The organism is Paenibacillus sp. HB172176 (assembly GCF_011947265.1).
In the GTDB taxonomy this organism is placed as follows: Bacteria; Bacillota; Bacilli; order Paenibacillales; family Paenibacillaceae; genus Pristimantibacillus.
The window spans coordinates 354,486-375,503 of record NZ_JAATHD010000002.1 but is presented as its reverse complement, the minus strand read 5'-3'; the positions used below and the strand labels follow the sequence as shown (position 1 = coordinate 375,503).

At 51.5% G+C, this 21,018-nt stretch carries 23 protein-coding genes; 21 read left to right on the top strand and 2 right to left on the bottom strand.

Going from position 1 to position 21,018, the window contains the following annotated elements; all coding sequences use genetic code 11:
• The first annotated feature begins 21 nt into the window (after positions 1-21).
• The 18 genes from HFP08_RS04165 (at position 22) to spo0A (ending at position 16,464) form a co-directional block, all read left to right on the top strand.
• On the top strand, positions 22-633 hold the full coding sequence (locus HFP08_RS04165; RefSeq protein WP_168119245.1) for a SpoIIIAH-like family protein: 612 nt from the start codon (positions 22-24) through the stop codon (positions 631-633).
• A gap of 161 nt (positions 634-794) precedes the next feature.
• Positions 795-1,304: an acetyl-CoA carboxylase biotin carboxyl carrier protein gene (gene accB, locus HFP08_RS04160; protein WP_168119244.1), complete on the top strand. Its 510-nt coding sequence runs from the start codon at positions 795-797 to the stop codon at positions 1,302-1,304.
• A 47-nt stretch (positions 1,305-1,351) separates the two neighbouring features.
• On the top strand, positions 1,352-2,713 hold the full coding sequence (accC, locus tag HFP08_RS04155) for an acetyl-CoA carboxylase biotin carboxylase subunit (protein ID WP_168119243.1): 1,362 nt from the start codon (positions 1,352-1,354) through the stop codon (positions 2,711-2,713).
• Between the two features lie 132 nt (positions 2,714-2,845).
• Positions 2,846-3,256 (top strand): Asp23/Gls24 family envelope stress response protein, encoded by a 411-nt coding sequence (locus HFP08_RS04150; protein ID WP_168119242.1) that lies wholly within the window; start codon positions 2,846-2,848, stop codon positions 3,254-3,256.
• A gap of 99 nt (positions 3,257-3,355) precedes the next feature.
• Positions 3,356-3,913, top strand: coding sequence for an alkaline shock response membrane anchor protein AmaP (gene amaP / locus HFP08_RS04145; protein WP_168119241.1), 558 nt, complete (start codon positions 3,356-3,358; stop codon positions 3,911-3,913).
• A 14-nt stretch (positions 3,914-3,927) separates the two neighbouring features.
• On the top strand, positions 3,928-4,158 hold the full coding sequence (locus HFP08_RS04140) for a DUF2273 domain-containing protein (protein WP_168119240.1): 231 nt from the start codon (positions 3,928-3,930) through the stop codon (positions 4,156-4,158).
• Between the two features lie 107 nt (positions 4,159-4,265).
• Complete coding sequence (gene nusB / locus HFP08_RS04135; RefSeq protein ID WP_168119239.1) at positions 4,266-4,709, top strand: transcription antitermination factor NusB; 444 nt, start codon at positions 4,266-4,268, stop codon at positions 4,707-4,709.
• Between the two features lie 73 nt (positions 4,710-4,782).
• A complete protein-coding gene (gene folD / locus HFP08_RS04130) occupies positions 4,783-5,643 on the top strand; it encodes a bifunctional methylenetetrahydrofolate dehydrogenase/methenyltetrahydrofolate cyclohydrolase FolD (RefSeq protein ID WP_168119238.1) in 861 nt (286 codons plus the stop codon).
• An 8-nt stretch (positions 5,644-5,651) separates the two neighbouring features.
• Positions 5,652-7,040 (top strand): exodeoxyribonuclease VII large subunit, encoded by a 1,389-nt coding sequence (gene xseA, locus HFP08_RS04125; protein WP_168119237.1) that lies wholly within the window; start codon positions 5,652-5,654, stop codon positions 7,038-7,040.
• Positions 7,006-7,251 carry an exodeoxyribonuclease VII small subunit gene (gene xseB / locus HFP08_RS04120; protein WP_168119236.1) on the top strand — a complete coding sequence of 82 codons (246 nt, stop codon included), beginning with the start codon at positions 7,006-7,008 and terminating at the stop codon, positions 7,249-7,251. Before xseA ends, xseB begins: the two co-directional genes overlap by 35 nt.
• Positions 7,252-7,261: 10 nt before the next feature.
• Complete coding sequence (locus HFP08_RS04115; protein WP_481856534.1) at positions 7,262-8,176, top strand: polyprenyl synthetase family protein; 915 nt, start codon at positions 7,262-7,264, stop codon at positions 8,174-8,176.
• A gap of 115 nt (positions 8,177-8,291) precedes the next feature.
• Positions 8,292-10,190: a 1-deoxy-D-xylulose-5-phosphate synthase gene (gene dxs, locus HFP08_RS04110; RefSeq protein ID WP_168119235.1), complete on the top strand. Its 1,899-nt coding sequence runs from the start codon at positions 8,292-8,294 to the stop codon at positions 10,188-10,190.
• 28 nt (positions 10,191-10,218) lie between these two features.
• On the top strand, positions 10,219-11,049 hold the full coding sequence (locus HFP08_RS04105) for a TlyA family RNA methyltransferase (RefSeq protein WP_168119234.1): 831 nt from the start codon (positions 10,219-10,221) through the stop codon (positions 11,047-11,049).
• Between the two features lie 170 nt (positions 11,050-11,219).
• Complete coding sequence (locus HFP08_RS04100) at positions 11,220-11,696, top strand: hypothetical protein (protein ID WP_240941096.1); 477 nt, start codon at positions 11,220-11,222, stop codon at positions 11,694-11,696.
• 20 nt (positions 11,697-11,716) lie between these two features.
• Positions 11,717-12,169 carry a transcriptional regulator AhrC/ArgR gene (gene ahrC, locus HFP08_RS04095; protein ID WP_168119233.1) on the top strand — a complete coding sequence of 151 codons (453 nt, stop codon included), beginning with the start codon at positions 11,717-11,719 and terminating at the stop codon, positions 12,167-12,169.
• Positions 12,170-12,182: 13 nt separating this feature from the next.
• Complete coding sequence (recN, locus tag HFP08_RS04090) at positions 12,183-13,886, top strand: DNA repair protein RecN (RefSeq protein WP_168119232.1); 1,704 nt, start codon at positions 12,183-12,185, stop codon at positions 13,884-13,886.
• 122 nt (positions 13,887-14,008) lie between these two features.
• Entirely contained in the window at positions 14,009-15,337 is a 1,329-nt protein-coding gene (spoIVB, locus tag HFP08_RS04085; protein WP_206109172.1) for a SpoIVB peptidase, read from the top strand.
• A 314-nt stretch (positions 15,338-15,651) separates the two neighbouring features.
• On the top strand, positions 15,652-16,464 hold the full coding sequence (gene spo0A, locus HFP08_RS04080; protein WP_168119230.1) for a sporulation transcription factor Spo0A: 813 nt from the start codon (positions 15,652-15,654) through the stop codon (positions 16,462-16,464).
• A gap of 182 nt (positions 16,465-16,646) precedes the next feature.
• Here the strand turns inward: spo0A and HFP08_RS04075 are convergent, their stop codons facing one another.
• Positions 16,647-16,814, bottom strand: a complete 168-nt coding sequence (locus HFP08_RS04075; RefSeq protein WP_168119229.1) for a hypothetical protein — start codon at positions 16,812-16,814, stop codon at positions 16,647-16,649.
• A gap of 124 nt (positions 16,815-16,938) precedes the next feature.
• Positions 16,939-17,232 (bottom strand): DUF2627 domain-containing protein, encoded by a 294-nt coding sequence (locus tag HFP08_RS04070; RefSeq protein ID WP_168119228.1) that lies wholly within the window; start codon positions 17,230-17,232, stop codon positions 16,939-16,941.
• A gap of 206 nt (positions 17,233-17,438) precedes the next feature.
• On the opposite strand from HFP08_RS04070, the gene lpdA reads away from it, so the two are divergent.
• The 3 genes from lpdA to HFP08_RS04055 all read left to right on the top strand — a co-directional run bounded on the left by lpdA (position 17,439) and on the right by HFP08_RS04055 (position 20,989).
• Positions 17,439-18,866, top strand: a complete 1,428-nt coding sequence (gene lpdA / locus HFP08_RS04065) for a dihydrolipoyl dehydrogenase (RefSeq protein WP_168119227.1) — start codon at positions 17,439-17,441, stop codon at positions 18,864-18,866.
• A 108-nt stretch (positions 18,867-18,974) separates the two neighbouring features.
• Positions 18,975-20,006: a thiamine pyrophosphate-dependent dehydrogenase E1 component subunit alpha gene (locus tag HFP08_RS04060; RefSeq protein ID WP_168119226.1), complete on the top strand. Its 1,032-nt coding sequence runs from the start codon at positions 18,975-18,977 to the stop codon at positions 20,004-20,006.
• A complete protein-coding gene (locus tag HFP08_RS04055; protein WP_168119225.1) occupies positions 20,006-20,989 on the top strand; it encodes an alpha-ketoacid dehydrogenase subunit beta in 984 nt (327 codons plus the stop codon). Before HFP08_RS04060 ends, HFP08_RS04055 begins: the two co-directional genes overlap by 1 nt.
• Positions 20,990-21,018 lie beyond the last annotated feature (29 nt).

Below are 21,018 nucleotides of genomic sequence, written 5' to 3'. Positions count from 1 at the left end.
GATAAAGAGGAGGAAACGGGAATGAACACGAAACGTCAAACGATCTGGCTGGTCTCCATGTTGAGCTTAATGGTGGTGCTCTCCGCTTATTACTTGTTCACGCAGGATCTGAATGATCCAGACCAGCTGTCGGGCAATGTGCAGCCGGGACAGGATGTGACTGAAGTGGCCGACAACGACAATCAGGTTGTCGTCGATGAAGTCGATGCGAAGGACGGCGAGGCGATATCCGTATTGAACCAGCAAATTCTGGATAAGCTCAAGAAGGAAGGCTTTGCCAGCGGCGGCCTGTTCAGCGAATTGCTGGCCAAGCGGGATCAGCAATACGCGGATGCGGAGAACAAAATTATGGCAACGATCGCCGATGTCAGCACGGATACGGAAGCGTCGACTGCCGCCGCGGCCGAATACGATGCATTGCAAGATAATTATTCGAAAATTACGAATTTGGAAGAGCAGCTCATGCAGACGTATGAGATTGCGCTGATTGACAAATCCAATGATAATTACAAGGTTGTCGTGACAAGCGATTCTCTTGAGAAAAAGGATGCGGCAAGCATTATCGATCAAGTGATAACCGTTATGGAAGTGAAGCCGAGCCAAGTGTCGGTTCAATTCGTACCGGCTCCATAGAGCGGCTCTGCCGCAAGCAAATCATCCGTTCAGAAGGGGAGACTGCTCCCGTTCTGAACGGATTTTTGCTGAAAATAACCGAGGAAAAAAATTGATTCGTCTTAATGCGTATTTATGCTATAATGTTAAACGTTATGTGAAGAAGAGGAGTGATTACGAAGATGTTCAAGTTGAGCGAGATCAAAGAATTGATCAAATTAGTAGATCAAACCTCCGTTCAGGAGCTGGAAATTGAAAATGAAGGAGCGCGCCTGCATATCCGTAAGCCGGGCAAAACAGAAGTGGTGAATGTGCAAGCGGCTCCAATTACGCATACATATTCGCAAGTTCCTTACGGCGCTGCTCCGGCAGAGACAAGCCCTCAGGCCGCTGCAGCTCCGCAGCAGGCAGCCCAGGAAGCCCCGTCCGCTCCGGCGAAGCCTGCGCAGGACCTGCATCAGATTACTTCTCCAATGGTCGGAACCTTCTACAGCTCTCCTTCTCCGGACGCCGCGGCATTCGTGAAGGCGGGAGATCGCGTGCAAGAGAAATCAGTTGTATGCATTCTGGAAGCGATGAAGCTTATGAACGAGCTGGAAGCCGAAGTCAGCGGCGAAATCGTCGAGATTTTGGTAGCTAACGGACAGCTTGTCGAATACGGACAGCCGTTGTTCCTTGTGAAAGCGGACTAATGTTAGGCTGCTCGGCCCGAGATTCCGCAGCTGAAAGGAGATCCTAAGTGAAATTTCACAAAATATTAATCGCAAACCGCGGAGAAATCGCAGTGCGAATTATTCGCGCCTGCCGCGAGCTGGGCATCAGCTCCGTGGCCGTCTATTCGGAAGCGGATCGGGATTCGCTTCATGTCCGTCTGGCCGACGAAGCTTATTGCATCGGTCCGATTGCCTCCAAAGACAGCTACTTGAATCTTACGAATATTATGAGCATTGCAACGTTGACCGATTGCGACGCCATTCATCCCGGATACGGCTTCCTCTCGGAGAATGCCGACTTCGCTGAAATTTGCGAGTCCTGCAATATAACGTTCATCGGTCCGTCGCCGCAGGCGATCGGCAAGATGGGAGACAAGGCCGTTGCCAAGCTTACCATGAAGCACGCGGACGTGCCGATCATTCCCGGCTCGGACGGTCTCGTCGATACCGTCGAGGAAGCGGTTGAGATTGCCCGCGAGATCGGCTATCCCGTCATCATCAAAGCTACGGCGGGCGGAGGCGGAAAAGGCATCCGAATCGCCGAAAACGAGGTAGCCTTGATCAGCGGCATCACTGCCGCGCAGCAGGAAGCCCAGAAGGCATTTGGCAACGCCGGCGTTTATCTTGAGAAATATTTGACCGGCATGAAGCATGTCGAGATTCAGATTATGGCGGACAAGCACGGGAACGCCGTGCATCTGTTCGAACGCGATTGCTCGGTGCAGCGCAGAAGACAGAAGCTGGTCGAGGAAGCGCCATGTCCGATATTATCGCCCGAGCTTCGGGAGAAGATGGGGCAGGCGGCTGTTCGCGCAGCGCTTGCCGTCGAATACGCCGGAGCGGGAACGCTCGAATTTCTGCTGGGTCCAGACGGCAGCTTCTATTTCATGGAGATGAATACGCGGATACAGGTGGAGCATCCCGTAACCGAGATGATTACGAACGTCGATCTCATCAAGGAGATGATCTCGGTTGCCGAGGGCAATCCGTTATCCTTCGCTCAGGAGGATCTGAAGATTAACGGCTGGTCGATCGAATGCAGAATCAACGCGGAGGATTCCGAACGGAATTTCATGCCTTCGCCGGGCCATATTCCGTTCTATCTGGCGCCTGGAGGCATCGGCGTTCGCGTCGACAGCGCCGTCTATCCCGGCTATACGATTTCGCCGCATTATGATTCCATGATTGCGAAGCTGATCGTATGGGGAGCGACCCGGGAGGAAGCTATCGCGCGGATGAAGCGCGCGCTCGCGGAGTTTGCCATCGAGGGCATTCGCACGACGATTCCGTTCCATCTGAAGCTGCTTAATCATCCCTTGTTTGTCGACGGGAATTTCGATATTAAATTTCTGGAAGAGCATGATATTAACGCTGGGGAACGCGCTTAACAGCAGCGTTGCGATTCGACAGGTATAGTTTGTCATATTTCGGGCTGAATGTTATAGTATAGAGATAAGATGCGGATCCATACTTGGCCACGGGCCGGGGAACGCTCAAGTCTAAGGAGGTGTACAACGAACATGAGTACGATCGCTGCGGAATACGAGAAAACAGAAATCGGAACCATTCAGATCGCTCCTGAAGTCATTGAGGTTATTGCCGGGCTTGCTACTATCGAGGTTAATGGTGTTGCGGGAATGAGCGGCGGCTTTGCCGGCGGAATTGTCGAGCTTCTTGGACGCAAAAATTTGTCCAAGGGCGTCAAGGTCGAGGTCGGTCAGAGAGAGGCTGCCGTCGATGTATCGATTATTGTGGAATACGGCAACAAAATTCCGGAGATTGCATCCGACATTCAACGCAATGTGAAGCGCTCCATCGAGATGATGACAGGGCTGAACGTGGTTGAAGTGAATGTACATATCCATGACGTCCACTTCAAGCAAGCGGAGAAGCCGGAGGAATTTGATTTGCAGGGCAATCGCGTGAAATAAAAAAATGATAGGCGTTGCAATTGTACAACCCCCTGGTGATTGGGCATGCCGCTCGGCACTTGGGGGTTTTCATTCGGTCTGACGGGAGGAATGGCTGCATTGATCAAAGTTGTGGACAAAATGCTGTTGTTTTTGTACAGCCTTATCATAGGCATCGTATCCGTATGCGCTGTCTGTATGGGGTTTCACTGGATTTCGCGAAGCACGGCCCGCGATCTGTTGGACAGACTCTATGAACAGGACGCGGCAGCCATTAGCGTGATCAGCGTCGGAATTGCCGTGTTTCTACTCAGCTTTCGCTTCTTCATTGTATCTCTTCAGCACGGCTCTGCGTCATCGCAATCGATTGATCAACGGACGGAATACGGAGATATTCGCATCTCAATCGAGACGATCGAGAACCTGGCGCTAAAGGCGGCAACGAAGCAGCGCGGCGTGAAGGAGCTGAGAGCCCGGGTGAGGGCTACCGATGCCGGACTTGAAATTATTCTTCGCGCGGTCATTGACGGAGAAACCTCCATTCCAGCGTTAACCGAGGATATTCAAAGAGCGGTCAAGGAGCATGTTGAAGAAATTACAGGCATTCCCGTGATGAACGTTGCCGTTTTTGTCGCCAATGTGATTCAGGCTACTACATTTAAAAGCCGCGTAGAATAGAGGTGAACGTACCGATGTGGAGGGAGTTCTGGAATATCTATTGGAAGCGATTGATCGGTGCGGCGGCGGGCTTGTTTTTCGGTTTTATTTATTTGGCAGCCGGCTTCTGGGACATGCTATTCGTAGCGCTTCTCGTCTATGCGGGTTATTGGGTCGGCAAGCTGAAAGAGCAAGGAGCGCTTCCTGTTGTTCCATGGCAGCGCATATGGCAAACCGTGATGGACAGGTTTCGGCCGTTTCGATAATGCGTGATCTCCTCCGTTTTCCGGATTTTGCGATCTGCTAATTCGGAGCAGGGAGGAGATCATTGTTTTTGGTACAAATTTAAGGCTAGAACGGATGTGGAGTTCACATGAAACGCAGATTAGCAAGAGAAATAGCGGTATCGAGCTTATATCAAATGGAAATGAATGAGGTCTCGGCCTCGGAAGCGGTCGCTATGCTGATGGAGGAGCTCAGTCAGGAAAACGAGCTGGGAGCGGATCCTTCGGAAATCGGCAGCACGGATGAATTTGTACGGGAGCTTGTGGATGGCGTCATGGCGAATCGCTACGAGATCGACGGCATGCTGCAGCAATTTCTAACGGGGTGGCAGGTAGACCGCTTATCGAGAGTGGATCGCCAGGTGCTGCGTCTTGCATGCTACGAGATGGTGTTCCGCGGGGACATCCCGCCGAAGGCGGCTGTCAATGAAGCGATCGAACTCGCCAAGCATTTCGGAACGGATGAATCGGGCAAATTCGTTAACGGAGTTCTTGGCAAGCTGCTTCAAGACATCAATGAATTGAAAGCCTGAATCGTGCTTGCAATTCGCGTGAATCAGTCATTCTGTCCAAAATTTCTAATCGTCAAAGGAGATCGAACTAGCGATGAGCGCACAAGTAATCGAAGGAAAGAAAGTTTCCCAGCAAATGCGTCAGGAAATGATAGAAGAAGTGGCAAAGCTTAAAACGAAAGGCGTTGTGCCCGGTCTTGCGGTCGTTCTGGTAGGTGAAGATCCCGCATCGAGAGTGTATGTGGGCTCGAAAGAGAAGGCTTGCATTCAGCTCGGCATTTACTCCGAGGTGCATCGACTGGCAGAACAGACAAGCGAGGAGGAGCTTCTGGCACTCATTCATGGCTTGAATGAAAATCCGGCGGTTCACGGCATTCTCGTGCAGCTTCCGCTTCCAAAGCATATTAACGAGAAAGCGGTAATTGACGCAATCAAAGTGGAAAAGGATGTTGACGGCTTTCATCCGCAAAGCGTCGGCAACCTGGTCATTGGAGACGATAGCCTTCTTCCATGCACCCCTGCCGGCATTATCGAGCTGATCAAGCGCAGCGGGACGAATATTTCCGGCAAGCATGCCGTTGTGATCGGCCGAAGCAATATTGTAGGCAAACCGGTCGCGATGCTGCTGCTTCGAGAGCATGCGACGGTAACCATCTGTCATTCGCGCACTTCGAATATGAAGGAGCTCGCGAAACAAGCCGACATTCTTGTTGTTGCGATCGGCAAGGCAAAAGCGATCGACAGCGATTACGTGAAACCGGGGGCCGTTGTGATTGATGTCGGCATTAACCGTTTGGACAACGGCAAGCTTGCGGGCGATGTCGATTACGAGGATTGCCTGGAGGCGGCAGGGGCGATTACGCCGGTGCCTGGAGGCGTTGGACCCATGACGATCACCATGCTGATGAACAATACGATTACTGCGGCAAGAAGGATTAACGGAATCGAGGTGTAGAAGCCCTAATGGCGAATCAGCCCCGCATCTTTTCGATTAAGGAATTGAACAAATATATTCGAATGAAGCTGGAAAGCGATGTTGTATTAGGAGATGTGTGGCTTCGCGCCGAAATTTCCAATTTCACGCATCATTCGAGCGGACATATGTATTTCACCTTGAAGGATAGCGACAGCCGCCTGAAATGCGTGATGTTCGCTTCCCATAACGCAAAGCTGCCGTTCATTCCGCGCGAAGGGACAAAGGTTCTTGCAAGAGGCAATATTTCGGTATTCGAACGGGACGGCAATTATCAATTCTACGTAACTTCCATGCAGCCTGACGGCATTGGAAGCTTGTATTTGGCGTATGAGCAATTAAAGGGCAAGCTTGAGAAGGAGGGGCTGTTCTCTCCTTCGCGCAAGCGGCCTATTCCGTCGTTCCCCGGAGCGATCGGAGTGATAACGTCGCCGACGGGGGCGGCGGTCAGAGACATCATCACAACGCTTAAGCGACGATATCCGTTCATACCGGTCTACATTTATCCGGTATCCGTTCAAGGCAAGCTTGCGGCGCCTTCGATTACAGGAGCCATCCAAGCTATGAATCGATTCGGCGAGGTCGATGTACTGATCGTTGGACGCGGAGGAGGTTCATTAGAGGAGCTCTGGGCCTTCAATGAAGAGGAAGTGGCCAGGGCGATCGCTTCTTCCGTTATTCCTGTCATTAGCGCCGTTGGCCATGAGACGGATTTCACCATATCCGATTTTGCCGCAGATCTCAGGGCGGCGACGCCGACCGCCGCAGCCGAGCTGGCGGTTCCCCATGTGCTGGAGCTGAAGCAGCAGCGCGCGCGGCTCGAGCAGCGGCTGGAAGGCGCCATGGCTGCGAGAATGCAGCAGGAGAGAGAACGGCTGGAACGATTGAGAAGGACGCCTTTCTTCATGCATCCGCAGAAGTATTTGCTGGCGCAAGCGCAGCAGCTCGACCGATTGGACGAGAAGCTCCGGGACCGGCTGAATCGAATGGCGATGAAGGAACGCTCCAGACTTGAGAAGCTTCAAGCGAGATTGAACCGGCATCATCCGGGCGAGAGGATTGCCTACTCGCTGAAGCGGCTCGGCGGAGCTTCGCGCCAATTAGAAGCGGCTGCGGCGGCGATTGTGAGAGAGCGAAAGCAAGCGCTTCATGGGCAGATGAGACAACTGGACGCGTTAAGTCCTTTGAAGGTAATGTCAAGGGGCTACAGCCTGGTGTACGACGATCAGGAGCGGAAGCTGCTGAAATCGATTGAGGACGCTTCTCCCGGCGATCGTATTACGATCAAGCTGAGCGACGGGAAACTGGATTGTCAAGTGAACTCGAAGAGGGGAGACGAAAGATATGGCGGGCAAGAAGAACGAGGAGCTAAGCTTTGAGCAAGCAATGACGCAGCTCGAAACCATTGTCGAGAAGCTCGAAAGCGGAGATGTTCCTCTCGAGAAGGCGATTGAGTTATTTCAGGAAGGCATGGAGCTCTCCAAGCTGTGCGGAGGCAAGCTCGAGCAAGTGGAGAACAAGATTGAACTGTTATTGGAAGCCGACGAAGGCTTTCAGAAAAAACCGTTTGCGGCCGCAAATGAGGATTGAGGGGAACAGCTTGAACGTAAGCACGTCGATTGAAGCCTATCTGATGCAATGCGCCGAGCAAACGGAGCAGTACATGAAATCTTCGCTTCCGCCGGAGTGGAGCATTCCGGAGCCTCTTAGAGAATCCATGCGCTATTCTCTGGAGGCGGGAGGCAAGCGTATTCGGCCTTGCCTGGTCCTGATGGCAGCCGAAGCCGTTAGAGGCGAAGGGGCCGCAGGAGTGCAGGCGCTGCCGGTTGCCGCGGCAGTCGAGTATATTCATACGTATTCTTTGATTCACGATGATTTGCCGGCGATGGATGATGATGATTACCGTCGAGGCAAGCCGACCAATCATAAGGTGTTCGGCGAGGCAATGGCTATCCTTGCCGGGGATGCGCTGCTCACGCATGCCTTCCGCCTGATTTCCCATGCGGGGAAGCAAGGCGAGCTGGACGCGATAACAGCGCTTGCTATCGTGGAGGAGCTTTCGGTTCTTGCCGGGGCGTCGGGCATGGTAGGCGGTCAAGCCGCCGACATTCTGGGCGAGCAAGGCCAGACGACAATCGAAGAGCTCGAATATATACATAAGCACAAAACCAGCGATCTTATCGTATTCTCGGTGAAAGCGGGCGGACGGGTTGGAGGAGCGTCGCAGAAACAGCTGGAGCTTCTGTCTCGCTTCGGAACAAATGTCGGACTTGCTTTCCAAATTCAAGACGACATTCTCGATTTGATCGGGGACGAGAAGAAGCTGGGCAAGAAGGTGAACAGCGATGTCGCGCAGCAGAAGGTGACTTATCCGTATCTCATCGGACTCGAGGAGAGCAAGTCCCTTGTTCGGCAGTTGACACGGGATGCCAAAGAAGCTGTACTCGATGCGGGACTGCATGCTCCGGAGCGATTGCTGCAAATAGCGGATTTCCTCGTATCACGCGACCATTAACGGCATGAAAGCCGTGAATTGGTTGGGAATCTCGAAGCGGTGTGCTATAATCAGTTAAGATGTTGACGTTCATAAGACACCTTACTTAAGCTGTCTTCGAAAGCGAGGAAGAAACGTGCTGCTCCAACAAATACAGGATCCAAAGGATTTGAAAGGCTTAAGCATCGAACAGCTCGAGCAGCTGGCCGAGGAAATACGTCAGTTTCTGATTGAGAAGCTGTCGATTACCGGAGGTCATCTGGCGCCCAATCTGGGCGTTGTCGAGCTGACGATCGCTCTGCATTATTTATACAATAGTCCTCAAGATAAATTCATATTCGATGTCGGCCATCAATCCTATGTTCACAAGATATTGACGGGAAGAATGGACCGCTTCGACACGCTGCGCAAATATCAAGGCTTATGCGGTTTCGTGAAGCGAGCGGAAAGCGAGCATGATGTATGGGAAGCCGGACATAGCAGCACTTCGCTGTCCGCTGCGATGGGCATGGCGCTTGCCCGCGATTTGCGCGGGGAGAAGAACCGCGTGGTGGCCGTTATTGGCGACGGCGCTTTGACGGGCGGGATGGCGCTTGAAGCGCTCAACCATATCGGTCATGAGAAGAAGAATATGCTCATCGTGTTGAATGACAATGAAATGTCGATTGCGCCGAACGTGGGGGCGATGCATCATTATCTCGGCAAGATCCGTTCCGACCGGCATTATCAGAAGGCGAAGGAAGAGCTGTACAGCCTGCTGAACAAGGTGCCGGCAATTGGCGGCAAGCTGGCCAAGACTGCGGAGAGATTCAAGGACAGCCTCAAATATTTGCTGGTCAGCGGCATACTGTTCGAGCAATTCGGCTTAACGTATCTCGGACCTGTCGACGGCCACGACCTGGCTGGCTTGATGGACATTCTGAAACAGGCGGACTCGATTCCAGGTCCGGTGCTGGTGCACGTGCTTACCGTCAAAGGAAAGGGATATTCGCCTGCGGAAGCCGATTCGCACAAGTGGCACGGAGCTTCGCCTTACAAGATCGAATCGGGGAAGATGATTAAGGCGGTAGGTCCCCCGATGTATACGAAAATATTCGGAGACATGCTGATCGAGCTCGCGGAGAAGGATAAGCGAATCGTCGCCGTGACGCCCGCCATGCCGAGCGGCTCCGGGCTGGTGGAATTTGCGGAGCGCTTCCCTGGACGCATGATCGATGTCGGAATTGCCGAACAGCATGCGGCTACGATGAGCGCCGCCCTGGCAATCGAAGGCCTGAAGCCTGTATTCGCAGTCTACTCGACCTTCCTTCAGCGCGCGTATGATCAAGTGGTTCATGACATTTGCCGCCAAAATTTGAATGTGGTATTTGCTATCGACAGAGCGGGCTTTGTCGGTCCGGACGGCGAAACGCATCAAGGCGTCTACGATATAGCCTATCTGAGACATATTCCTAATCTGGTATTGATGATGCCCAAGGACGAAAACGAGCTTCGCTCGATGATGAAGACGGCCATTGCCTATGAGGAAGGGCCTATCGCCGTACGTTATCCTCGTATAAGCGCGCTCGGCGTAGAGCTTGATGCCGATCCGCCGCTGCTGCCGATCGGCAGCTGGGAGACGCTGAGAGAAGGCGATACTTATGTCATTCTGGCGATCGGTCCGATGATCGGCGTAGCCGAGGAAACGGCTGATTCGATGAAGCGCGAAGGCGTAAATGTCGGCATTGTCAACGCCCGATTCATTAAACCTCTGGACGAGGCTATGCTGATGAAGATGGCGGAGGCGGGCAAGCGCCTGATTGTGCTTGAGGAAGGCTCGGTGCTCGGCGGACTCGGAAGCGCTGTGTTGGAATTCTATTCCTTGCAAGCCGTTTATGACGTTCCAGTCCGAATTATCGGCGTGCCCGACCTGTTCGTGGAGCATGGCTCGATTGAAGAGCAGAGGGAAGAGGTCGGATTAACCTCGGAGCGCGTTGCGAACGAAATTCGAACCATGCTTCCGAGAAGAATGAAGAGGGTAACCGGCCAAGCCTGATCGGTCGGCACTTACGGTTAGGAGTACGATGACTATTATTAGCAAGGAACGGATCGATGTATTGCTCGTGGAGCGCGGATTTTTCGACAGCCGCGAGAAGGCGAAGAAGGCGCTCATGGCGGGTCTTGTGCTTGTGAACAACGAGCCTGTCGACAAGAGCGGCATGAAGGTTGACCGCGAAGCCCCTATTAAAGTGAAGGGAGCGCTGCATCCTTATGTAAGCAGAGGCGGACTGAAGCTGGAAAAGGCGCTTCGCGAGTTTGAGATAAGCGTTGATGGCGTCGTCATGCTGGATATTGGCGCATCGACGGGCGGCTTCACGGATTGCGCGCTGCAAAGCGGCGCTGCTTATGTCTATGCGATCGATGTCGGCTACAACCAATTGGATTGGTCGCTCAGACAGCATGCCAAGGTCGGCGTGATGGAGCGGATGAATTTTCGTTACATGACGCCAGAGGATCTCACGGGTCCTCCGCCGGGCTTCGCTACAATTGACGTTTCATTCATATCGCTCAAGCTGATTCTGCCTACTCTCTCGACGTTGCTGCCTCAAGGCTCTGGTGTTGTTGCCTTGATCAAGCCGCAATTCGAGGCCGGCAGGGAGAAGGTTGGCAAGTCCGGCGTCGTGAAGGAGCCTTCCGTGCATCTCGAAGTGCTCGAAGCCGTGCTTGGCATGGCCGCCGGACTCGGGTATGAGCTGCAGGGACTTACCTTCTCGCCGATAACGGGAGGAGAGGGCAATATCGAGTTTCTCGCTTACTGGAAATGGATGGATGCTCCGGAGGCTGAGTTTCCTGATAAAGTGAAACTTGAAGAGCTTGTGAAAGAAGCGAATCAAACGTTTCGTTGGAGCAAATAAGAGCATGGACAGCAAGAGATGTCGACAGTGAACAGCTGATGGACATCTTTTTTTGCTTTACAGCGAAGGATCAAAGTGAGCTTTTTAAACAATCTCTTTACAGATCGATGCAAAATTTGATAGACTGATACCAAACAAACGTTCGCTTAATGGATTGACCTTCATGATTGGTGGTGAGGCGTCTGGGCACTTACGGCGATTGGTTCATTATGCTGATTGCAGGCGGTTTGTTGTTGTTTTGGTTATATCGAGCCTTCTATCGTTGGCTGCATGAGCCGGCTAATGTGAATCGAATAAAGCTGGGCAAAGGCGGGGCTGTCTCTTCGAATGACGAGAATGTGAAGCTGCTTCGCAAGAGGGGCTATGAAGTTACGTCGGGAAAGCATGTGATTCGCATCCCGATCGAGATGGACGACTCACCGCTTGGCAGCGGTACTCGGTTGTACATTGATTATATCGCGGAGAAGGACGACAGCGCATATCTGGTGAAGACGGCCCGCGAGCGGATGCCGATGGATTGGACGGCCAGCGGTGTGAGAGATCGCTTGCTCGTGTATGCCTTGCTGCTGCCGGATTGCAGCGGCGTGCTCTTCGTGGATGCCAAGGAAGGCATCGTTCGCAAGATTGTGTTTCACCTTATCGATTAGAACAAGAGAGGTTGCTGCGTATGAAAGGAATCAGACAGTTCAAAATAAAAGAAATCATATCGAATCAGGAAATCGAAACGCAGGAGGAGTTAGTCGAAGCGCTCCGGCAATCGGGGATGCAGGTTACCCAGGCGACAGTATCGAGAGATATTAAGGAGCTCATGCTCATTAAGGTGCCGCTGGAGGAAGGCCATTCGAAATATTCGCTTCCTCAAGACAATCAAAGGTTCAATCCGATTCACAAATTGAAGCGAGCTCTGCTCGATCATTTCACCAGCATCGACTATACAGATAATCTGGTGGTGCTGAAGTGCTTGCCGGGAACGGCCAATGCAATAGGCGCGATGCTCGACAGCATGGAGTGGAAGGAAGTCATGGGAACCATATGCGGCGACGACACCATCCTTGTCATCTGCCGATCGAAGCAGGAAAGCGATCAAGTTGTAGAACGTTTGCTGTCACTACTCAATTAGGGAGGCATCAGCCATGCTGCGGGAGCTGTCCATCCGAAACTTAGCGGTCATCGAACAAGTCAATGTTTTATTTCATAATGGATTTCATGTATTAACAGGCGAGACGGGCGCGGGCAAGTCGATTTTGATCGATGCGCTCAGCTTGGTTGTTGGAGGCAGAGGCTCAGCGGACATGGTTCGTTATCATTGCGACAAAGCCGAAATCGAAGCCATGTTCGATCTTGGGGCAGTCCATCCCGTCTGGGCTATTCTAGACAGTCTTGGCGTTGCTTACAGCGCCGAGGACATGCTTATTATAAGACGGGAGCTAACGTCGGGCGGGAAGAGCAGCAGCCGAGTGAACGGGCAGCTTGTAACCTTAACCATGCTTCGAGAGATTGGGGAAACTTTGGTCAATATTCACGGACAGCATGAGCATCAGTCACTGCTTCGTACGGACCGGCATTTGGAATGGCTTGATCTGTTCGGAGGCAAGGCGTTGTTGGAGAAGAGGGTTCTTTATAGACAGGCTTATACGAAGCTGACCGGGGTACGCAATGAGTTGCGCAGCATGGAGGAATCTACCAGGCAGAATGAACAAATGCTTGATTTGTACCGATTCCAGATTGAAGAGATATCGACGGCGGAGTTGAAAGAAGACGAAGATGAACAATTGACGGAACAGAAGCGGATTCTGATGTACGCCGAGAAGCGGATGGATGCGGCAGCGGAAGCGCATGCGTCGCTCAGCGGCGGGAAAGGCCTCGACGTCATGAATCGTGCGATAACCAAGCTTAATGATATCATTACCTACGATTCGGCCGTTCTCGGTCCAATTATCGAACAATTGCAGTCTGCGTATTACCAAGCGGAGGATGCTGTCTTCCAGTTGCGCGATTATCGCGACGGGATTGAATCGAATCCGGAAGAGCTGGCCATTGTCGAGGATCGGCTTGATACTATTCATGGATTAAAGCGGAAGTATGGGGAGACCATACCTGATATACTCGCTTATCTTGAAGAGATCACGCTGGAGCGCGACAAAATCGAGAATCGCGATTGCATGCTCGAGGAGCTTCAGCAGCAGGAGATCAAGCTTCGCGAACAGGCGCTCGAGCTTGCCGGTCAATTATCCAAGCTTCGCAGAGCAGCGGCGGAACGTCTCTCAGGGCATATAAAAGAGGAGCTGCGTCAATTGCAGATGAATGCCGAGTTTGAAGTGGGCTTTATGCAAGGCTCCTCGGAAGAGAATCCGGAACGGAAGCTCCATGCGAACGGCTTGGACGAGGCCGTGTTCATGCTGACGACGAATCCGGGAGAGCCGATGAAGCCGCTTAACAAAATCGCTTCCGGAGGCGAAATGTCGCGAATTATGCTTGCTCTGAAGAGCATATTCGCCGAGATTGATCAGGTGCCGGTGCTTGTATTCGATGAAGTGGACACGGGTGTGAGCGGACGCGCAGCGCAAGCCATTGCGGAGAAGATGTCGGCTCTTGCTTTGAGATGCCAGGTTTTCTCCATAACACATCTGCCTCAGGTGGCCTGCATGGCGGATCATCATTATGAAATTCGCAAGGCGGTGAAAGCCGAACGAACATCGACTTCCGTCAGCGAGCTGCATGCTGCACAGCGCATTGACGAATTGGCGAGAATGCTCGGAGGCGTGGAAATCACGGAAAAAACAAGGCATCATGCTCAAGAAATGCTTGATTTGGCGCTTGAATTGAAGGGAGCGTAATGGAAGGCATTCTGGGAATGTTTTTGCTGACATAAAAGATGGGGCGAAGGGTAACTTAAAGGTACGCCATTGGCGATTATCCTTTTTCGTCATGCGATGGAATGACAGGGAGCGTGAAATCATTGAACTCCAATCAAAGGAAGCGATGGTTTGGACTGGTTCTCGTTATCTTCATTTGCACGGTCGGGTTCTCTTCTCCGTTTCAGCAATTCGCCGCATTTCCGAATGAACTGCGTTTATTCTCCGGCCAGATGAAACGACTTCAATATGGAGTTCCTGTGCATGCTGAGGTAACGGTTGATCCACAGATGCTGCAAATTAACGGATCAACAAAGCAATCTTTATCCGTTAATTTAAACGAACCGCTGTCGGTGCAGCCAAATCAAAGCGGACAGACGAACATGAAGGTGAAATTATTTGGTAAAATTCCTTTTAAGACGGTCAAAGTAAATGTCGTACCAGATTTACGAGTCATTCCGGGGGGGCAAACCATCGGAGTCAAGGTGAAGTCGGCAGGGATTCTAATCGTTGGGCATCATCAAGTGATGGATGAATCAGGGCATAAACAATCGCCCGGGGAAGCGGCCGGATTAAAGCTTGGCGATTTGATTACCTCGATCAATGGTTCGCCGATCAATGAAGTGAACAAAGTGGGGGCGATCTGCGAGCAATTCGGCGAAACGAGAGAACCGCTTCATATTACTTATAAGCGCGATGGGAAATTAAGCAGCACAACGCTGAGCCCAATCTTCGATGCGGACGACAAAGCTTGGCGATTAGGCTTGTATATTCGCGACTCGGCTGCCGGCGTTGGCACATTGACCTTCTATGCTCCCGATCATGGCGTGTACGGAGCGCTGGGACATGTGATTACGGACATGGATACTCAGACGCCGATTGAAGTGGGGACAGGTCAAATTCTGCAATCCAGCGTGACTTCAATTAACAAAAGCGAGACTGGGGATCCAGGATCAAAGCATGCCACATTCGTCAAAGAAGGCCGCATTCTCGGCAATATCGAGAAGAATACGCCTTTCGGCATTTTCGGCAAGATGGCGATCGCTCCTGAACACAGCTACAGCCCCAAGTCAATGCCGGTCGCATTCGCGGAGGATGTAAAGGAAGGGCCCGCTCAGATTCTTACGGTTGTTAATGGTCAGAAGGTGGAGCGTTACAATATTGAAATCGCACATGTGTCGAAGCAGACGGGACCGGCTACGAAGGGCATGGTTATCAAGATTACCGATAAGCGGTTGCTTACGAAGACCGGCGGCATTGTGCAGGGCATGTCCGGCAGCCCGATCATTCAAGACGGTAAGCTGGTCGGGGCAGTAACGCATGTATTCGTGAATGATCCAACCTCGGGTTACGGTTGTTTTATCGAATGGATGCTCCAAGATGCGGGCATATTGATGAAATCTTCTCCCAATTGGCTGAAGGAAGCGGCATGATTATGGAAAGCTGAGTCAAGCTTCCTTACCACATCAGGAAGGCCTCGATAGAGGTTTTCTCAAAAAAGAAACGTCTTCAGCAATGTAGGCATTGCGAAGGCGTTTGTTTTCATTGACTATAATTTTCGACATCGTCTGTCGAAGCGAAGCGAATAAATTCGAAACATGGAACAAAATATTTATTATATCGAAGAAGGATAAAAAAATAAAGAAAAAAGATTTTCGACAGAAGGAATTCCATTCTTAATGTCGAAAACTTAAGTCAGACAGCCAATGAATTCATGCATAAATATCATTTAAGGGAGGATAAAACTTTGCAGAAGATCGAGGTATTGTTAGCAGATGACAACAGAGAATTTACAAACCTGTTATCGGAATACATATCCGAACAAAGTGATATGAATGTAAGCGGCGTTGCGTATAACGGTGAGGAGGTGATAAGACATCTCGAGCAGGACAGGAATGTGCCGGATGTGCTTATCCTTGATATAATCATGCCTCATTTGGATGGACTTGGCGTGCTTGAACGCCTAAGGGAAATGAACCTCTCACCCATGCCTAAGATTATTATGCTGACGGCATTCGGTCAGGAGAATATTACTCAGAAAGCCGTACAGCTCGGAGCATCGTATTATATATTGAAGCCGTTTGATATGGACGTTCTTGCCAATCGCATCCGTCAATTGGTGGGAACCTCGGGTTTCTCTTCATCCGCCAGCTACAACACGGGTTCGGCGACAGTCAAATCCAATGTTGTGCCGCTTGGCAAAGGGAAAAACCTGGACGCCAATATTACGAGCATCATTCACGAAATTGGCGTTCCCGCACATATTAAGGGCTATCAGTATCTTCGCGAAGCGATTACGATGGTGTATAATAACATCGAAATTCTTGGCGCCATCACGAAGACGCTCTACCCGGCAATTGCAGAGAAATTCAAAACGACGCCATCTCGCGTCGAACGCGCCATCCGCCATGCCATTGAAGTCGCCTGGACGCGCGGCAACATTGATTCCATCTCGCATCTGTTCGGATATACCATCAACATCAGCAAGTCGAAGCCGACCAATAGCGAATTTATCGCGATGGTGGCGGATAAGCTGAGGATTGAGCATAAGGTTTCATGAAAGCGTTAGACTGCCGGGAACAAGGCTGATATATGCGCAAGGACCAGGGATAGCCGAATGCGTGCATGAAAGGTTATTTGCAAATAGGAGGGGTCTCTATGTTGTCCATTGGACGGCCGGAGGCTTCTTTTTTTCCTGATTCATCTTATGATGGCAAAAAAATAAGGCCCTTGCGGGATACCCTATTTGTAATCGACTCTTCGATTCAGATAAACATTGCTGCCGTAAAGCTGAATTAAACGATTCGATTCTTCTTTGACAAATCCGCGAATATCTTGCAGGCGTTGTTGACGCGGCTGTATTGTTTCTTTCACCTTTCCTTCAACAAAAACATCGAAAACGATACGCATGGGATCACCTCATTCCTACTGGACTCTGTCCATCATACGCATGTAAGATTTCTGCTGTATTATTCGCAATCCTGAAATTTGTAAAAGTTATGCTTAATCATTATCTCCATGTTAACGAACCGGTTCAGCCTTGAGGCTTCGGCGGACGCGGGCGTTTCTCTTTGAATCGAGGCGCAACGTAATTCCGTTTCCGATCTCTGAAGAAGGTCCAGCCTCCGATAAACCCGACTCCTACGGCAAACATGAGCAACCCAAGCAGAAAGGTTAGCCAATGAAAATCAGGCGTAATCGTATCATCCCCGAATTCGGAGAAATAATTAAAAACCGAATCTTTCATTTTCAAAAAACCGATGCATGCTATAACGCCTGGAATAACAAGCAATAAAACAGCGATAAAGCGGGACATAATCATTCTCATAACGACTGCTGCTCCTTCTTACAAAAGAATTGAAAAGAAGCCTGACGGCTCTTATCATCATAACGCTTTCGGGGAAATGTGTCTATTTGACAATCGTGAAGTGAAATGCTGTTCCAAAAGGGGTACAATAGAGTTGGAGTTTGATTGAATATCGGCATTTATTAATAATAATCGAAAGAACATGGATGCATATTGGAGGCGGCAGGATGACAATTGAAGTAGATGTAGCCATATTAGGCGGAGGCCCAGGGGGCTATACGGCGGCAATTCGTGCGGCTCAGGAAGGCAAGAGGGTTGCTTTGGTTGAGATGGACAGGCTCGGAGGCACCTGTCTTCACAAGGGCTGTATTCCAAGCAAATCACTGCTGAGAAGCGCAGAGGTCTATCGGACGCTGCTAGACGCGGATCAATTCGGTATTGCGGTAGATCGTTCGCATATTGCTGTTGATTTCGGTCAGGTTCAAAGGCGCAAGGATGATACAGTGGAGCAGCTTCATAGAGGCTTGCAAGGTTTGATGAAGAAGCATGGCATTACGATTGTGAAGGGGAAAGGCAGGATTATCGGTCCGTCCATCTTCTCACCCAGAAGCGGCTCGCTGGCGGTGGAGCTGGAGGATGGCGAGATGGAATCGGTTGTTTCAACGAATCTGATTATCGCAACAGGCTCAAGACCGAGGCTGCTGCCAGGCCTCGAACCGGATGGCGTACATATTCTGACAAGCGATCATGCGCTCGCGCTGGAGGAGCTGCCGACTTCGATTCTGATTGTCGGAGGCGGCGTCATTGGCGTGGAATGGGCGTCCATGCTGCAGGATTTCGGCGTTCAAGTAACGCTGATTGAAGCTGGTGCGAGACTGCTTCCCGGCGAAGATACGGAAGTGTCTGCAGCGCTTGCAAAGCAGCTTGGCAGAAGAGGCGTAAGGATCATAACGAGCGCCAGCTTGAAGACGGAGTCGTATCAATCGGGCGATGAAGGAATTACGCTTTCGGCGACAACGCCGGATGGGGATGTTATTCTGACCTCGGAGAAGCTGCTTCTTTCGATTGGCAGACAAGCGAATGTAGAGGGCATCGGATTGGAAAATACCGATATCCGCACTGTCGACGGTTTCATCTATGCGAATGAATTCGGGCAAACAAGCGAGCCCCATATTTACGCGATTGGCGATGTTGTCGGCGGCGTTCAGCTCGCTCATGCCGCTTCGCATGAAGGCATAGCTGCCGTGCAGCATTTGACGGGAAGCACACCGGCGCACACGCCGCCTCATCTTATTCCGAGATGCATCTACTCCAAGCCGGAGATCGCTTCCTACGGTTTGACGGAGGATGGCGCCAGAACGAAGGGCCATGATATGAAAATCGGCAAAATTCCCTTTCAGGCGATTGGCAAAGCGCTTGTACTCGGCGAAGCGGAAGGCTTCGTCAAAGTAATTGCGGATCGCAAGACCAATGACATTCTTGGGGTCCATATGATCGGACCGCATGCGACTGATTTGATCTCCGAGGCTGCGCTTGCAGGCTGGCTGAACGCGACGCCATGGGAAGTTGGCGCGATGATACACCCGCATCCGACTTTGGCGGAGGCGCTGGGTGAAGCGATGTTGGCGGTTGACGGCAACGCGATTGCGTTCTAAATTCAATTCGCAAGCCTGTTTTCTTTTTGCCCCGCAACAGGTTATAATGAATATGATGTGGTCTTAGTACCAGGTTATAATATCAGGCGAATAAGGAGGAATATCTTTATGGCCCAAGCATCAACGAAGAATGATAATCGTCACTCCGCCTTAGGATTAAGCGATGAGCAAGCTATTGATATGTATAGGATTATGAATGCCGCCAGAAAGTTCGACGAGCGAATGCTGCTGCTGCAGCGCGCTGGCAAAATCAATTTCCATGTTTCCGGCATTGGCCAAGAGGTGGCGCAGGTAGCGGCGGCCTTCGCGCTCGATCGGGAGCAGGATTATTTCTTGCCGTATTACCGCGACTATGGCTTTGTTTTGTCGGTCGGCATGACCCTCAGAGAGCTTCTGCTGTCCGTTTTCGCGAAAGCGGAGGATCCTAACAGCGGCGGACGTCAAATGCCGGGACACTTCGGCTCGAAGAAGCTTCGAATCGTGACAGGCTCAAGTCCCGTGACGACTCAGGTGCCGCATGCTGTAGGCTTTGCTCTGGCGTCGAAGATGAAGAGGAAAAGTTTCGTCAGCTTCGTGACGTTCGGCGAAGGCTCGAGCAATCAAGGCGACTTCCACGAGGGATGCAACTTCGCGGGCGTACATAAGCTGCCCGTCATCTTCATGTGCGAAAATAATCAATATGCGATTTCCACTCCGCTGAACAAGCAGGTTGCCGGGAAAATTTCCGATCGGGCGCAGGGCTATGGCTTCGATGGCGTGAGGGTCGATGGAAATGACGCGCTGGAGGTATTCAGCATCGTGAAGAAGGCACGCGAGAAAGCGGCGAACGGCGGCGGTCCGACTTTGATCGAAGCGATGATGTACCGCCTGTCGCCTCACTCCACTTCCGACAATGATCTTGCGTATCGTACGAAGGAAGAGGTTGATCTTCATCGGGGCAAAGACGGCCTTCCGTTGTTCAAGCAATATTTGATCGATTGCGGTATCTGGAGCGAGGAACAGGATGCGGAGATGCAGCTCGCAATTCGCAAGGAGCTTGATGAAGCAACCGAATACGGCGATAAAGCGCCATTTCCCGCGCCGGAGTCGATTCTGCAGCATGTATACGCCAATGACATGGAGCAAGGAGGCAGACGCTGATGGCGGTTATGGATTATATTGAAGCCATTCGATTGGCGATGAAGGAAGAGATGGAACGGGATGAGGATGTTTTCGTTCTTGGCGAGGATGTCGGAGCCAAGGGCGGCGTATTCACCACGACCAAAGGCCTCAGCGAGCAGTTCGGAGAGGAGCGGTCTCTCGATACTCCGCTGGCGGAGTCCGCAATAGCTGGAGTCGCGATCGGCGCCGCGATGTACGGGATGAAGCCGATAGCGGAGATGCAATATTCGGATTTCATGTTCCCGGCGACGAATCAGATCATAAGCGAAGCGGCGAAGATCCGTTACCGCTCCAATAATGACTGGAGCTGTCCGCTCGTGATTCGCGCACCGATCGGAGGAGGGATATTCGGCGGGCTCTATCATTCTCAGTGTCCGGAATCGGTCTTCTTCGGCACGCCGGGTCTCAAGATTGTCGCGCCATACCGGGCGTACGATGCGAAGGGCTTGTTGAAGGCGGCGGTACGCGATGAAGATCCTGTGCTGTTCTTCGAGAACAAGAAATGCTATAAGCTGATTAACGGCGAAGTGCCCGAAGAGGATTATATTGTCGAGATTGGCAAGGCGAATGTACTGCGAGAAGGCGAAGATATTACGGTTATCGGCTACAGCATGCCGCTGGTCTTCGTTGAACAGGCTGCCAAGGAGCTTGAGGAAGAGGGTATCAGCGCGCATATTCTCGATCTGAGAACACTGCAGCCGCTCGATAAGGAAGCGATTCTCGAGGCGGTTCGCAGAACGGGGAAAGTGCTTATTGTTCATGAAGACAACAAGACAGGCGGCGTCGGCGCGGAAGTAGCCGCGATGATCTCCGAGGAGCTGCTCTACGAGCTTGATGCGCCGATCATGCGGCTGTGCGGACCCGATGTGCCCGCCATGCCGATCAACCCGCCGGGAGAGAAGTTTTTCATGCTGAACAAAGAAAAGGTTATAACCGCAATGCGAAAGCTGGCGCAATATTAATTTATTCATTATGCGCGAATAGCATGGGT

Excerpts from the sequence above, each read along its gene's own strand:
- HFP08_RS04165 (WP_168119245.1), top strand. The coding sequence starts at position 22 with ATGAACACGAAACGTCAAACGATCTGGCTGGTCTCCATGTTGAGCTTA.
- accB (WP_168119244.1), top strand. The coding sequence starts at position 795 with ATGTTCAAGTTGAGCGAGATCAAAGAATTGATCAAATTAGTAGATCAA.
- HFP08_RS04150 (WP_168119242.1), top strand. The coding sequence starts at position 2,846 with ATGAGTACGATCGCTGCGGAATACGAGAAAACAGAAATCGGAACCATT.
- HFP08_RS04140 (WP_168119240.1), top strand. The coding sequence starts at position 3,928 with ATGTGGAGGGAGTTCTGGAATATCTATTGGAAGCGATTGATCGGTGCG.
- nusB (WP_168119239.1), top strand. The coding sequence starts at position 4,266 with ATGAAACGCAGATTAGCAAGAGAAATAGCGGTATCGAGCTTATATCAA.
- folD (WP_168119238.1), top strand. The coding sequence starts at position 4,783 with ATGAGCGCACAAGTAATCGAAGGAAAGAAAGTTTCCCAGCAAATGCGT.
- xseA (WP_168119237.1), top strand. The coding sequence starts at position 5,652 with ATGGCGAATCAGCCCCGCATCTTTTCGATTAAGGAATTGAACAAATAT.
- xseB (WP_168119236.1), top strand. The coding sequence starts at position 7,006 with ATGGCGGGCAAGAAGAACGAGGAGCTAAGCTTTGAGCAAGCAATGACG.
- HFP08_RS04105 (WP_168119234.1), top strand. The coding sequence starts at position 10,219 with ATGACTATTATTAGCAAGGAACGGATCGATGTATTGCTCGTGGAGCGC.
- ahrC (WP_168119233.1), top strand. The coding sequence starts at position 11,717 with ATGAAAGGAATCAGACAGTTCAAAATAAAAGAAATCATATCGAATCAG.
- recN (WP_168119232.1), top strand. The coding sequence starts at position 12,183 with ATGCTGCGGGAGCTGTCCATCCGAAACTTAGCGGTCATCGAACAAGTC.
- HFP08_RS04075 (WP_168119229.1), bottom strand. The coding sequence starts at position 16,814 with ATGCGTATCGTTTTCGATGTTTTTGTTGAAGGAAAGGTGAAAGAAACA.
- HFP08_RS04070 (WP_168119228.1), bottom strand. The coding sequence starts at position 17,232 with ATGAGAATGATTATGTCCCGCTTTATCGCTGTTTTATTGCTTGTTATT.
- lpdA (WP_168119227.1), top strand. The coding sequence starts at position 17,439 with ATGACAATTGAAGTAGATGTAGCCATATTAGGCGGAGGCCCAGGGGGC.
- HFP08_RS04060 (WP_168119226.1), top strand. The coding sequence starts at position 18,975 with ATGGCCCAAGCATCAACGAAGAATGATAATCGTCACTCCGCCTTAGGA.
- HFP08_RS04055 (WP_168119225.1), top strand. The coding sequence starts at position 20,006 with ATGGCGGTTATGGATTATATTGAAGCCATTCGATTGGCGATGAAGGAA.